The following is a 12,964-nucleotide window of genomic DNA, read 5'->3' as shown; positions in this document are numbered from 1 at the left end:
TTGGGCGACTACTTGGCGCCGAACAGTTCGCGCAGATTGACGAACCTTGAGAGCACCGCAAGTGCGAGCAGAATCGACACCAGCAGCACCGAAGCGAGGACCGCGCCGTTGCCCCAATCCACCAGTTGCAGGATCTGGATGCTGATGTACTCGGCGATCATCACCGTACGGCCGCCGCCCAGAATCACCGGGGTCACGTAAAAGCCGAGCGAGAAGATGAACACGAGAATTGCCGCGCCGTAGATGCCTGGCAACGTCTGCGGAAAAAACACTTTGCGAAACGTCAGGAATGCGCCGGCGCCGAGCCCTTGCGAGGCGCGCGCCAACTGTGGATCAATCCCCTTCATGTTCGAGTAAAGCGGCAGTACCGCATACGGAATCATGAAGTGCACCATGCCGATGACGACACCGATCTGATTGCGCATCAGCGCCAGAGGATGATCGATCAGGCCGGCCGACATCAGCATCGTATTGACGAGCCCCTGCTCGCCGAGCAAGAACAGCCACGAGAACGCGCGCACCAGCACCGACGCCCAGAACGGCACCAGCAGCCCGAAGAATAGCGCCATCCGTTGTCGCGGTCCGACATGCACCATCGCAAACGCAATCAGATAGCCAATCGTCACTGAAAACACCGTCGTGATGCTGCATATGCGCAGCGTGGTCAGCAACACGCGGTGAATACTGTCGTTGGCGATGAAGCGCGCATAGTTCTGCAACCCCGGCTCCGGCACCGTGAAGCTCAACCACAACACGCGCAGCAGCGGAAACACATACAGCACGGCCAGCAGCGCGAGAAGCGGCCAGACCAGCAGCCAATACCGGTCGAGCCGTGCCCTGTGGGTCGAGGTCCCGACCGGAACCGGTGAAGAGAGAGTATTCATGGCACGCAGTGCTCCATGGAGGATCGTGGCCCGGGTCCGCTCACGACGACATCAAATCGGTGTACTTCTGCAAGGTGGCGTCGTAGTTCTGCGCCCACCACTCGGGATTGATCTTGCACTGGCGTGCCCAATTCTCAGGCGTCCCCGGATTATCTTCACGCAAGGCTTGCGGAACCGCCGCGGTCGCGGCAGGCGTCACCGGGCCGTTGCCCAGTTGGCTCAGCAGCTTGAGTTGCGGCTCGATCCCCTGCACGAACTTGATGAACTGCCAGACGTCATTGCCGGCCGGATTGTTCATCGGCACGCCCCACACATCGCACGACGCGAGGCCCTGCTCCCACGTATAGCGGAATCGGCCTTTGCTTTCGCGCTGGATCACGTTGGCGCGCGTGTGCCACACACAGGCCATGCTGACCTCGCCGTTGCGCAGCAACTGCAGACTGTCCGCGCCCGAATCCCACAGCAACACATTCGGCTTGAGTTCCTTGAGCTTGTTCATCGCGCGGTTCACGTCGAGCGGGAACACCTTGTCCTTGTCGACGCCATCCGCCATCAGCGCGGCTTCGAGCGAGCCGCCCATCCATTTCCACAACCCGCGCTTGCCGGAAAATTTGCCGACGTTCCAGAAGTCCGCCCAGTTCTTCGGCGGATTCGCACCGAACTTCTGCGCGTCATAGACGAGGACATAACTGAGCAAATAGGCGGGAGCACCGAAATCCGACGCGAGACCTGGCAGCGAGACCCGGCTCACCACCGAATAATCGATCGGGCGCAGGAAGCCTTGCTTGCCCAGTTTGATCGCCGCGAAGCCGTCGAGATCCATCACGTCCCAGATGACGTTCTTGTTCTCCACCATCGCCTTGATCTTGCCGTCGTCGGGCGACGAGTCGTAAGCCATCTTGACGCCCGAGGCGTTCGAGAACGGATCCATGTACGAATTGCGAAATGCGTTTCTGGCTTCGCCGCCCCAGGCGCACAACACGATCTCCTTGGCGGTCGATGCGCGCGCGCTGGCGCTCCACACCGACAGCAGCGTCGGCGCGATGCCGGCCACCGCGCACAGCTTGATGAAATCGCGGCGTCCCTGCACAGTGCGCGGTTCGAGGTCCTGTGCCTGTTCGATCAGGTCGCGCAAATGCCGTTGCGTCATGGTGTCTCCTTCCTTGTTTTCAGGTAATGGGTGAGCCGAACGAGATAACTAGCGACCTGCCGCTGCGGCGGCATTCCGATATGGCGCCTGATGAGGTGCTGCCTGATGAGTTTCCGCCGCGAGCCGGCAGGTGGCGCTGCGCTCCCAGTTCACGAAGACTTCCATGCCGGTATGTGGCGACGCGAGTCCTTTCCATGCCGGCACGTCGGCCGTCACGCGGCCAAGTTCCGCCGTTTCGATTTCGAAGCGAAACGATGAGCCGAAGTAGTTCCAGTGCAGAATGCGCCCACACACTTCATTGAGCGTGCCGCCGCATGACGTCGCGGATACGCCGACTTTCTCCGGGCGCAACGCGAACACCACGGCTTCGCCGGGCAGCGCGCCGCATGCCTCCGCGCCAAAGCGCCGGGCCCCGCACTGATAGACCGTCGCGCCGTCTGCGTTGCCTTGCGCCACGCCTTCAATGAAATTACTCTTGCCCAGAAAATCCGCGACAAACCGGTTGCCGGGCCGCTCGTATAGCTCACCCGGTGCGCCGATCTGCTCGAGCTGTCCGTCGCGCATGATCGCGATGCGGTCGGACATCGACAATGCCTCTTCCTGGTCGTGCGTGACGAACAGAAAGGTGGACCCGAGCCGCTCATGCAGCGCCTTCAGCTCCACCTGTACCTCGCTGCGCAGCTTACGATCGAGCGCGCCGAGCGGTTCGTCGAGCAGCACGACATCCGGATTGAACACCAGCGCGCGCGCCACCGCGACGCGCTGCTGCTGACCGCCGGAAAGCTGGCGCGGCAGGCGCCCGGCAAGATGTCCAAGCCGCACGAGTTCCAGCGCGTCCTTGACCTTCTTCATCGCGTCCGGCCCTTTCTGCCCGCGCACCATCAGCGGATACGCAACGTTTTGCTCCACTGTCATATGCGGAAACAGGGCATAGCCCTGAAACACCATGCCGAAATTTCGCTTCTCGGGCGGCAACGCCACGATGCTTTTCGCTCCGACCCTGAGGTCTCCACTGGTCGGTTGCTCGAAACCGGCCACCATCATCAGCAGCGTCGTTTTTCCCGAACCGGAGGGACCGAGAATGGTGAGAAACTCGCCACGCGGAATATCGATGGTGGTTTCCCGCACCGCCATCACCTTCCCGTAGCTCTTTGACACACGGTCGATCATCAAACCCGCGCCGCTCGATACCCGGCTTGCGCTCATCCGCGCCACCGGCGAGCGCCACGCGGCGGCTTCGTTGATATGTGCATGACCTGCTTCCATTCCTTGTCTCCCGGCCATTTCCCGATTTGGGTTGAACGTTCATTTAATTGAACTTATACTATACCGAAATGCAGGCCGCAAGTAGCGCCGACCCTTGCTGGCTATGAGATACAACCACGAAGGAGACAGGCGATTACCATGACAATCGAAGACATTCATGTTGAGCAACGTAACGGTGTCAGAACCATTCGTCTCGACCGTCCAGCTAAACGCAACTCGCTGGCACGCCCTCATCTAGACGGTCTGCGCGAACTACTCATCAGTTATGCAAAGGATCCGTTGGTGCGGTGCCTGGTGATTACGGGAACCGGCAAAGCTTTCTGTGCGGGTGCCGATGTCGACGAATGGGCCGAAGCTGAAGCGCGCGGCGAACTTGATACCTATGGCTGGACCGATAAGGCGCATGCTCTGGTGCAGGTGCTAGCGGCCTTTCCGCGCCCCACGGTGGCCGCCATCAACGGCTCGGCTGTCGGCGCCGGCACGGACATCAGTTTCGCCTGCGATTTCCGGATAGCCAGCGCATCGGCCTCGCTGCGATGCGGGTATACGGGAATGGGCTACAGCCCCGACATGGGCGGCACCTGGTTTTTGCCGCGCATTGCACGGCCGGATGTGGCGAAACGCTTCATCTTTCTGAACGAGCGCTGGTCGGCGCAGGACGCCTGCGCCGCCGGGCTCGTCTCCGAGGTGATCGAAGACAACGCCTTTCAGGAACATGTCGACCGCTTTGCCGACCGGCTCGCGAGCGGCCCGAGTGTCGCATTCGGTCACACAAAGGCCTTGCTCTCCACCTCGTTGTCCGCCACGCTGGCCGAACAACTGGAGCGCGAGATGGCGGCCGGTGTCGCTTGCGGACATAGCGAGGATGGTCAGGAAGCATTGCGCGCATCGGTTGAAGGACGCGCCCCACAGTTTGCAGGGAGATAATTCATGGATTTTTCGCTAACCCACGAGCAGGACATGCTGGTCTCTACACTGCGCACTTTCGTTGAGAAGGAACTACAGCCTCACGAATTCGCGGTCGATCGCGCGGACGAAGTTCCACCAGAACTGGCCGCCTCCATTCGCAAGAAAGCCATCGAGCTCGGCTTCTATGCCTTCAACATGCCCGAGAGCGTCGGCGGTGCAGGACTCGACTATTTGACGCAGGCACTCGTCGAGCGCGAACTGGGTCGTACGAGCTGGGCGCTGCATGTGTTCGTCGGCCGTCCGAGCAAGATCCTGATGGCCTGCAAAGGCGACCAGATCGAGCGTTATCTGAAGCCGACGGTGCGCGGCGAACTGGTGGACTGCTTCGCGCTGACCGAACCGGGCGCCGGCTCTGACGCGATGGGCATTCGCACCCACGCGGTCCGCGATGGCGGCGACTACGTCATCAACGGCAGCAAGCATTTCATCAGCCACGCTGAAACCGCGGACTACGTGATTCTTTTCGCGGTCACCGGTGAAGAGGAATTCCGTGGACGCAAACGCAAACAGGTCACCTGCTTTCTGATCGACAAGGGTACGCCTGGCATGACGATGCATCGGGGCCCGCATTGCACGAGTCTGCGCGGCTATCATCAGTCGGAAATCTTCTTCTCGGATTGCCGCGTCAGCGCGCAGCAAATACTTGGCGAAGAGCACCGCGGCTTCGAGCTGGCGAGCGAGTGGTTGACGGCCGGCCGCGTGATGGTGGCGGCAAACAACATCGGCCGCGCACAGCGGGCGTTCGAAATGGCCGCCGAATGGGCGGCCACGCGGCAGCAGTTCGGCAAGCGCATCGGCGAATTCCAGGGGACGTCGTTCAAGCTCGCCGACATGGCGACCGAGATTCGCGCCGCGGAACTCGTGACACTCTTCACTGCCGACAAACTCGACAAGGGCACCATGACCGATGGCGATGCCGCGCTCGCCAAGCTCCTCGCGACAGAAACACTCGGGCGCGTCACCGACCATGCTGTTCAGATCTATGGCGGAATGGGTCTGATGGACGAACTGCCGATCGAACGCTTCTGGCGCGACGCACGCATTGAGCGTATCTGGGAAGGCACTTCGGAAATCCAGCGGCATATCCTCTCGAAGGAAATCCTTAGAAGGTATAGCTAAAGCCGTTGTACTTGCGGCCGGCGCGGCGATCGTGCGCACACCCTGCACGATCCGGCGCTACCAACAAAAAATGCAGGGCGCGCATTGCAGGCGCGTCCTCAATCTTTCAAGAGACATGCCATGGGACATACTCCCGCCGCCGCGAACCGCGACGCTCTGCGGGCCGCGAATCTGCGCCGACTTCTCAATCCCGCCAGCATCGCGTTTATCGGTGGCCGCAGCATCGCCGGCGCCGTGCAGCGTTGCCGCGACTTCGGCTTTACCGGCGATATCTATCTCGTCAATCCGACCCACGCCGAGATCGACGGCGTCCGCTGCCACGCGAGCATCGCCGAGCTGCCCTCTGCGCCTGACGCGGTATTCATCGCGGTGCCGGCGGCACAGACGGTCGGCGTCGTGCGCGATCTCGCCGCGCGCGGAGCCGGCGGCGCAGTCGCGTATGCATCGGGCTTTTCGGAGATGGGAGGGGACGGCGCCGCCTTGCAAGCCAGCCTGCTCGAAGCCGCCGGCGACATGGCCGTGCTCGGTCCGAACTGCTATGGTTTGCTCAACGGCCTGAACGGTAGCGCGCTGTGGCCGGTCGCGCACGGCGCCGCGCGCGTCGACGAGGGCGTGGCGGTCATCACGCAAAGCGGCAATCTCGCGTACAACCTCTCGATGAGCAGCCGTACGGTGCCCTTCGCGTATCTCGTGAGCGTCGGCAATCAGGCGATGATCGACGTGGCCCTGCTGATCGATGCGTTTCTCGACAACCCCAGGGTCCGCGCCATCGGCGTCCATCTGGAAGGGCTCAGGAACGTCCATGCGTTTAGCGCTGCGGCCGCCCGCGCCCTGGCGCGGGGTGTGCCGATCGTCGCGCTCAAGAGCGGCGTATCGAAGCTCGGCGCGCAACTCGCGCTTAGCCACACGAGCTCGCTCGCGGGCTCCGACGCGTTGTACGACGCGCTCTTCAAACGGCTCGGCATCATCCGCGTCAAGGATCCTGTCAGTCTCGTGGAAACGTTGAAATTCCTGTCGCTAGGCGGTGTGCCGAAAAACGGCAAACTCGCGGCGCTCGCGACGTCCGGCGGCGATGCGGGTCTCGTCGCCGATCTCGCGGAAACACACGGTATCGAGTTTCCGCCTGTCAGCGCACAAGGCCGAGCCGCGCTGCGGCAAGTACTGCCCGCTTACGCGAACATCGCCAACCCGCTCGACTTCACGACCACGCCGTGGGGCAATCCGGAAGCGATGCGCGCCTGCTGCGACGCCTTGCTGAGCGATAGCCCGGGTGCGGCAGCCATGATTCTGGACTACCCCAAAGAAAGCACCGGCGAGCGCCCCGATTGCGATATCGCCGCCCACGCGTTCGCCGATTCGGCTCGCCGGCATGGTGTAACCGGCGCTATCATTTCGGTGTTCCCCGATCTGACACCACCCGACCATGCCGCGCAAATGGCGGCCGTCGGCGTCGCGCCCTTGCAGGGACTCGCGGAAGGTATCGCGGCAATCGGTGCGGCGATGTGGTACGGCGCCACGCGCTCAGGCATTCTGGAAGCGGACAGCCTCTCAGCGCTGCCGGTGTTGCAAGCAGGACAGGGCACGGGGTCGAGCCGCCTGTACGACGAATGGGACAGCAAGCGAATGCTCGCGGAATACGGATTGACGGTGCCCGCGAGCGAACTGGTGGCGCCCGCCGATGCACCGGCTGCGGCCCAACGGTTAGGTTTTCCGGTGTGCGTGAAGGTCGTGAGCGAGCAGCTCCCGCACAAGACCGAAGCCGGCGCGGTGGCACTCAAACTGGATTCGCCGCAAACCGTCGCGCAGGCAGTCGAGCGCATGACGCAAAGCGTCGCGCAGTATGCACCGGAGGTGAAGGTTGGGCGCATTCTGGTCGAGCGCATGGCAGGCGCCCCGATTCTGGAACTGATCGTCGGCATCAAGCGTGAGGACGATTTCGGGTTGGCGCTCGTGCTTGGCAGTGGCGGCGTGCTGGTTGAACTGATCCGCGATACGGCAACCCTGCTGTTGCCCGTTCGCGAGGAAGACGTGCGCGCGGCGCTGTTGGGTCTGAAGCTCGGCCCGCTCCTCACCGGCTATCGCGGTAGCCGGCATGCCGATCTCGATGCGGTCGTGCGCAATATCATGGCGATTGCCCGATTCGCGCAGACACACGCCGACAGGCTGATGGAACTCGATGTCAATCCGCTGTTGGTGCTCGAACACGACGCGGTGGCGGTGGACGCCTTGATCCGTCTCGACGCTTGATGCAATGCCGCTTGCCCGCTTTGACCTGGGTGGTTAAGGCGGGCAAATAAGGCGGGCAACCAAGGCTAGCAACTAAAGCGGCCAACTAAAGCGGCCAACGGTTCAGATGACCTTACCCGGATTGAGAATGCCGAGCGGATCGAAGGCACGCTTGAGCCGATGCATTGCTTCGATTTCCTCGTGGCTGCGGGAGCAATGAAGCCACGCGCGTTTATGGACGCCAATGCCGTGCTCCGCTGAAATGGAGCCGCCCGCATCGCTCACCTGCCCATAAACGACAGCTTCGACATCGTGTGCGCTTTCGCCCTGCGCATAAGGGGCCGACACACACAGATGCAGATTGCTGTCGCCGAGATGACCGAAGAAAAACACATGCGCCTCTGGCCAGCGCGCTTTTAACGCACGTTCGCAGGCCACGACAAATGCTTCCATGCCGCCGTGTGGCACACCCACATCGAAATTGATCAGATCGGGCAGGCTATCTATCGCGAGCCCCTCGCGTATCGTCCAGAAGGCCTGGGCTTCAGCGACGTTCTGGGCCACCACGGCATCGACGACAAGTTCGCTTTCGAGCCAGCGTTCAAGCGTAGCGTTAAAGCGCGCGGCCGTTTCCTCGGCATGGCTCCCCGCGCATTCGAGCAAAACCGGAAAGCCCCCGTCAACGAGTTGCGGCGCGCGAACCTCGGGCGTATGCACCGCCACGAATGTGTAGAACGCCGGCCACATCGCTTCGAAGCTCAGCAATTCGGGGAGCGCGGCGCGCGCCGCATGCAGCAGTTCGAGCGCCGCCGGGAAGTCCTTTGTCACGCAAAGTGCTGTACTCGACGCGGCAAGCCGCGGATGCATTCGCAGCACCACGCGCGTCACGACGCCGAGTGTCCCCTCACTACCGACGAACAGTTGACGCAGATCGTAGCCCGTGTTGTTCTTCAGCATCTTGTTCAGCGACGACAGCACCGTACCGTCGGCCAGCACCACCTCCAGGCCGAGCACCTGCTCACGCGTCGTTCCGTAGCGGACCACGCGATTGCCACCCGCGTTGGTCGCGACATTTCCGCCGATCTGGCACGAGCCGCGCGCGCCGAGATCGAGGCCGAGCGTGAAGCCGGCATCCGCTACCGCCTCTTGGATGGTTTGCAGCGTCGTGCCGGCCCACGCGGTCACCGTCGCGGCATGGCGGTCGATCTGCTCCACACCGCTCAAGCGTTCGAGCGACAAAACGACCTCACCGGCTGCCGGTGCGGCACCGCCAGCCAGCCCCGTCATCCCGCCTTGCGGCACCACCGGCTGAGCGAATGCCGAGCAAATGACCAACGCGCGGCTGACCTCATCGACGCTGCGCGGCCGAAGCACGGCAAGCGGCCGCACACCCGCCGCTTCGCCGTAGTTCGTGAAGTAGCGCTCGCCGACGTCTTCGCCGCGGAGCACGCATTCAGGGCCCAGCGCATCGACAAGCGCTGCCATGACGTCGTCCGCGTTCGCCTGTGGGACGCCGTTTGTATCGTTTCGCCGCGTGCTCATGATAAGAAACGAGCGCCAGAGAGACCGGCGCCACCCTCATTACAGTTAGAAGTTGTGCCGCATGCCGACGCGTGCGGCGGTCTGATTGCGGCTCGAAGACGGTGTAAAGCTATAACCGATCACCGCATCGACGCCCTCGGATGCGCGCATCCAATCCACTGCAGCATACACGTCAGTGGTTTTGGACAGTAAATAGTGCGTACCCAGCGCCACCTCATGCCAGTGGTGACCTTCGAAGGTCGTGTACTGGTAACCGGCAATCAACGAAAGCGGCGCCGTTGCCTGGTACTGCACGCCGGTTTCGTAGACGCGCATTGTGGACGACTGCCCAAAACCCTTGAAGGTCGTATTCGAGAAGTCGCCGTTCACCGTCAACTTGTCAAAGACGTAAGACCCGCCAATGCCGAAGATCGACTGTGAATCGACCTTGAACGGCGTGCTGGAGTACGAGTCGGTGACAGCGCCTGTGGCCGGATTGACGGTTGCGACCGTCTGGCCGAGCATGCTCGTTACACCGATCTGCGCATAGGGATCGAGACCCGCAAGTCCAGTGGGCGAATTCAAGCGCGTGTAGTTGCCGGCGGCGGAGAAGTTGCCCATGTTGTAGGTCGAGCCCACGCTCCATGAACTGCCGTCGCGGAAATCGCCCGCTGTATTGCTGAACGAATACATACCGCCCACCACGAGCCCGTGAAAGCTGTTGCTCACGAACTTGATCGAGTTTTGCAAGCGGTCGCCGCTCTGGCGGTCGAAATCACCCAGGTGAACGCCATAGCCGCTGCCGAACGCGCTGACGTTGTTTGCAGCGGTGAAATCAAACGCGAAATCGTACTGGTTGCCGAACGTGAGCGTGCCCCAGTCGTTGGCGAGGCCCACATAGGCCTGGCGGCCAAACAACGCGCCGCCCTGGTTCAGCCGGCCGGTGCCGAGTCGAAACCCGCTTTCCAGCTTGAATACCGCCTTGTTACCGCCGCCCAGGTCCTCGGTGCCCATGAAACCAACACGGTTTCCGTACGAAACGCCGTCGTCAAAAAGGTACGCATGTGCACCGCCGGTATTGCTCACGTACGTCAAACCCGCATCGATGATGCCGTACAGCGAAACACTGCTTTGCGCAAACGCCTGTGCAGTGGCAAATGCGCAAAAGGCGCCGACAGCCATGGTTTTTTTATTCATCGTCAAGGTCTCCACTCCATCAATAGATCTGTGTCGTGCGGTTGCGGGAAAACGTCACGCCGAAAACCACCGGAATCAAACCGGCAGCGGTCATTCGAAGTACTCGGAAGTCTGTCGAACAAGTCGCGAACACGCCTTGTGATACGCGCACATGCAACGGAGGCTGAGTATATGTATGACTGAACGAATGTTCAACATAAACCAGAACAACAACACCTCAGTGTTTACATGGAGGTACTTTTCTTGATGTTGAAAAAACGTTCAATTCGATCTACTATCGGCATACTGGCGCGTGAGCGGTCTCGAGAGACGCGACTGACGCCCCTTCAACACGCTGTCCAGTTCATCGCTCGACCTCGGTCGAAACCACTCCAAGTTGGGAGCGCAACTCACATGAGCAACAACGATGTCGCATCCGTCCATCAGCTACGTTCGGCCTACGAAGGGCAAAAGGCTGGGTCGTTCGATCTGAACGCCACGATCGCCACCCCGCTCGAACTGCATCAGTGCACGGTGAAGCCGGAATGGGTCGACTACAACCAGCACATGAGTGAGTCGTGCTATCTGCTCGTGTTCGGCGACAACAGCGACGCGTTCTTCCGCTACTTCGGCATTGATGACGACTACAGGTCAGGCGGTCATTCGATTTACACAGTAGAGACGCACATACGCAACCTTCGCGAAGTGGCGCTTGGGGAGCCCTTGCGCCTAACGCTGCGTCTGCTCGATTTCGATCACAAGCGGCTGCACATCTTTCACGAGATGTGGCACGCGCAGAGCAATACGTTGCTCGCTACGGGAGAACAATTGCTGATGCACGTCGACATGCAAGCAGGACGCGCGGCGTCCTTTCCGTTCGAACTGCAGACGCGGCTCGAGGTGATCCGGACTGCACACTCACGAGAGCCACGTCCGGTCGACGCAGGACGCGCCATTGCAATCAACCATCGCCGCCCTACCTGATAAAACACCGGAATATGACACTTGAATCATGGAGTCGCCGCGCCGTCGAGCTCGGCATTGAAGGCCGCGCTTTCATCAACGGCGCCCTCACCGAGGCGTGCGATGGTGCGACATTTCCCTGCACCAGCCCGATCGACGGACGCGCGCTCTCAGCGCTCGCGCGGTGCAGTGAGGAAGATGTGAATCGGGCGGTCCGCGCCGCACGGCGTTGCTTCGAGAGCGGCGCATGGCGGGACATGGAACCGCGCGCGCGCAAGGGCGTGCTGCTGCGCTGGGCAGAACTCGTACGCCAACATTCGGATGAGATCGCCCTGCTCGAAACGCTCGATACCGGCAAGCCAATCGCCGACACAACGAGCGTGGACATTCCATCAGCCGCTTACTGCATCAGCTGGTTTGCGGAAGCCATCGACAAGGTCGGCGGAGAGGTGGCGCCCACCAGCGCGCATCTGCTCGGTCTGGTGACGCGCGAGCCGGTGGGCGTCGTCGCTGCTGTCGTCCCGTGGAATTTTCCTGCGCTCATCGCGATGTGGAAATGTGCGCCGGCGCTCGCCTGCGGCAATAGCGTCGTACTCAAACCCTCGGAGAAATCGCCGCTCAGTGCAATCCGGCTTGCCCAATTGGCCAGCGAGGCCGGGCTGCCGCCAGGCGCGCTCAACGTTGTGCCTGGGTTTGGTGACACAGGACAGGCGCTCGCGAGCCATATGGACGTCGACTGCATCGCCTTCACCGGATCGACGGCGGTAGGCCGCAAGATCGCGCGCTACGCCGCTGAATCAAATCTCAAGCGTGCGTGGCTCGAACTGGGCGGCAAATCGCCTCAGATCGTGCTGCCCGACTGTCCCGATCTCGACCGTGCGGCACGCACTGTCGCCCATGCGGTGTTCTACAACACAGGGCAGATGTGCACGGCAGGTTCGCGCCTGCTGGTCCATCGCGAGATCAAGGGAGACTTCATCGAACGGGTGCTCGCCGCCGCGCAGGGCTATGCGCCGGGCAATCCACTTTCACCGGACACACGCATGGGCAGCCTGATCGACGCATCCCAAGTTGATCGAGTGTTGAGTTACGTCCAGCAGGGACGCGACGATGCCACGCTGTTGACAGGCGGTCGCCGCGCGTTGAACGGCAGCGGCGGTCAATATATCGAACCGACAGTATTCGACTGTCCGCGCGCCGATATCGCTCTCGTGAACGAGGAAATCTTCGGGCCTGTGCTGTCAGTCGTGACGTTCGACTCGCTGGACGAGGCGGTCGCCCTCGCCAACGATACGGTGTACGGGCTCGCCGCATCGGTCTGGAGCGCCGACCTGTCGACCGCACACGAAACGGCGCGCCGTCTGCGCGCCGGTACGGTGTGGGTCAACTGCTATGAGGAAACCGACGATATGAACTTCCCGTTCGGCGGTTTCAAGGAATCAGGCAACGGTCGCGACAACTCGCTGCACGCACTGGAAAAATACACCGAACTGAAATCGACCATCGTCAAACTGCGGTGACGGCACTGTACAGCCGGGCAGTGGTTTTGGGTCCTCGTCGTTTTGAACCCGAAGCACTGACCGCCACGTTGCCCGGCGATCGTCATCAGTTTCGCTGTGGTGCAAATAGCGATCAACGAACCGGTTGGAGTGTCGAACTGATCGATCCGCTGATCGCTATTTTCACCACA

General features: G+C 61.6%; 10 protein-coding genes. 5 read left to right on the top strand and 5 right to left on the bottom strand.

The annotated features are described in order from the left end of the window. Positions 1 to 8: 8 nt before the first annotated feature. From GNZ12_RS02910 to GNZ12_RS02900, 3 genes are read right to left on the bottom strand one after another with little or no spacing between them, the layout of a single operon-like run. On the bottom strand, positions 9 to 884 hold the full coding sequence (locus tag GNZ12_RS02910) for an ABC transporter permease (protein ID WP_172308908.1): 876 nt from the start codon (positions 882 to 884) through the stop codon (positions 9 to 11). Between the two features lie 40 nt (positions 885 to 924). Next, positions 925 to 2,034, bottom strand: coding sequence for an ABC transporter substrate-binding protein (locus GNZ12_RS02905; RefSeq protein ID WP_172308907.1), 1,110 nt, complete (start codon positions 2,032 to 2,034; stop codon positions 925 to 927). Positions 2,035 to 2,082: 48 nt separating this feature from the next. Continuing rightward, a complete protein-coding gene (locus tag GNZ12_RS02900; RefSeq protein WP_216673080.1) occupies positions 2,083 to 3,300 on the bottom strand; it encodes an ABC transporter ATP-binding protein in 1,218 nt (405 codons plus the stop codon). Positions 3,301 to 3,438: 138 nt separating this feature from the next. Here GNZ12_RS02900 and GNZ12_RS02895 point away from each other — a divergent pair, with 138 nt between their 5' ends. From GNZ12_RS02895 to GNZ12_RS02885, 3 genes are all read left to right on the top strand, one after another. After that, positions 3,439 to 4,227 (top strand): enoyl-CoA hydratase/isomerase family protein, encoded by a 789-nt coding sequence (locus tag GNZ12_RS02895; protein WP_172308906.1) that lies wholly within the window; start codon positions 3,439 to 3,441, stop codon positions 4,225 to 4,227. Between the two features lie 3 nt (positions 4,228 to 4,230). Further along, positions 4,231 to 5,388 carry an acyl-CoA dehydrogenase family protein gene (locus tag GNZ12_RS02890; protein ID WP_172308905.1) on the top strand — a complete coding sequence of 386 codons (1,158 nt, stop codon included), beginning with the start codon at positions 4,231 to 4,233 and terminating at the stop codon, positions 5,386 to 5,388. Positions 5,389 to 5,508: 120 nt separating this feature from the next. Beyond that, positions 5,509 to 7,635 carry an acetate--CoA ligase family protein gene (locus GNZ12_RS02885; protein ID WP_172308904.1) on the top strand — a complete coding sequence of 709 codons (2,127 nt, stop codon included), beginning with the start codon at positions 5,509 to 5,511 and terminating at the stop codon, positions 7,633 to 7,635. 102 nt (positions 7,636 to 7,737) lie between these two features. Here GNZ12_RS02885 and GNZ12_RS02880 read toward each other — a convergent pair whose 3' ends face one another. Both GNZ12_RS02880 and GNZ12_RS02875 read right to left on the bottom strand, forming a co-directional pair. Continuing rightward, entirely contained in the window at positions 7,738 to 9,099 is a 1,362-nt protein-coding gene (locus GNZ12_RS02880) for an FAD-binding oxidoreductase (RefSeq protein WP_235993544.1), read from the bottom strand. 102 nt (positions 9,100 to 9,201) lie between these two features. Further along, positions 9,202 to 10,332, bottom strand: coding sequence for a porin (locus tag GNZ12_RS02875; protein WP_172308902.1), 1,131 nt, complete (start codon positions 10,330 to 10,332; stop codon positions 9,202 to 9,204). Between the two features lie 393 nt (positions 10,333 to 10,725). On the opposite strand from GNZ12_RS02875, the gene GNZ12_RS02870 reads away from it, so the two are divergent. Both GNZ12_RS02870 and GNZ12_RS02865 read left to right on the top strand, forming a co-directional pair. Further along, positions 10,726 to 11,295, top strand: a complete 570-nt coding sequence (locus GNZ12_RS02870) for a thioesterase family protein (RefSeq protein ID WP_172308901.1) — start codon at positions 10,726 to 10,728, stop codon at positions 11,293 to 11,295. 14 nt (positions 11,296 to 11,309) lie between these two features. Beyond that, a complete protein-coding gene (locus tag GNZ12_RS02865) occupies positions 11,310 to 12,794 on the top strand; it encodes an aldehyde dehydrogenase (RefSeq protein ID WP_172308900.1) in 1,485 nt (494 codons plus the stop codon). Positions 12,795 to 12,964: the final 170 nt, after the last annotated feature.

The organism is Paraburkholderia solitsugae, from assembly GCF_013177695.1.
GTDB lineage: Bacteria > Pseudomonadota > Gammaproteobacteria > Burkholderiales > Burkholderiaceae > Paraburkholderia > Paraburkholderia solitsugae.
This window is presented reverse-complemented; position numbering and strand designations above follow the sequence as displayed.

What these genes read in the sequence shown, in the direction of transcription:
- GNZ12_RS02910 (WP_172308908.1), bottom strand. Translation starts at nt 884, where the DNA reads ATGAATACTCTCTCTTCACCGGTTCCGGTCGGGACCTCGACCCACAGG.
- GNZ12_RS02905 (WP_172308907.1), bottom strand. Translation starts at nt 2,034, where the DNA reads ATGACGCAACGGCATTTGCGCGACCTGATCGAACAGGCACAGGACCTC.
- GNZ12_RS02900 (WP_216673080.1), bottom strand. Translation starts at nt 3,300, where the DNA reads ATGGAAGCAGGTCATGCACATATCAACGAAGCCGCCGCGTGGCGCTCG.
- GNZ12_RS02895 (WP_172308906.1), top strand. Translation starts at nt 3,439, where the DNA reads ATGACAATCGAAGACATTCATGTTGAGCAACGTAACGGTGTCAGAACC.
- GNZ12_RS02890 (WP_172308905.1), top strand. Translation starts at nt 4,231, where the DNA reads ATGGATTTTTCGCTAACCCACGAGCAGGACATGCTGGTCTCTACACTG.
- GNZ12_RS02885 (WP_172308904.1), top strand. Translation starts at nt 5,509, where the DNA reads ATGGGACATACTCCCGCCGCCGCGAACCGCGACGCTCTGCGGGCCGCG.
- GNZ12_RS02880 (WP_235993544.1), bottom strand. Translation starts at nt 9,099, where the DNA reads ATGGCAGCGCTTGTCGATGCGCTGGGCCCTGAATGCGTGCTCCGCGGC.
- GNZ12_RS02875 (WP_172308902.1), bottom strand. Translation starts at nt 10,332, where the DNA reads ATGAATAAAAAAACCATGGCTGTCGGCGCCTTTTGCGCATTTGCCACT.
- GNZ12_RS02870 (WP_172308901.1), top strand. Translation starts at nt 10,726, where the DNA reads ATGAGCAACAACGATGTCGCATCCGTCCATCAGCTACGTTCGGCCTAC.
- GNZ12_RS02865 (WP_172308900.1), top strand. Translation starts at nt 11,310, where the DNA reads ATGACACTTGAATCATGGAGTCGCCGCGCCGTCGAGCTCGGCATTGAA.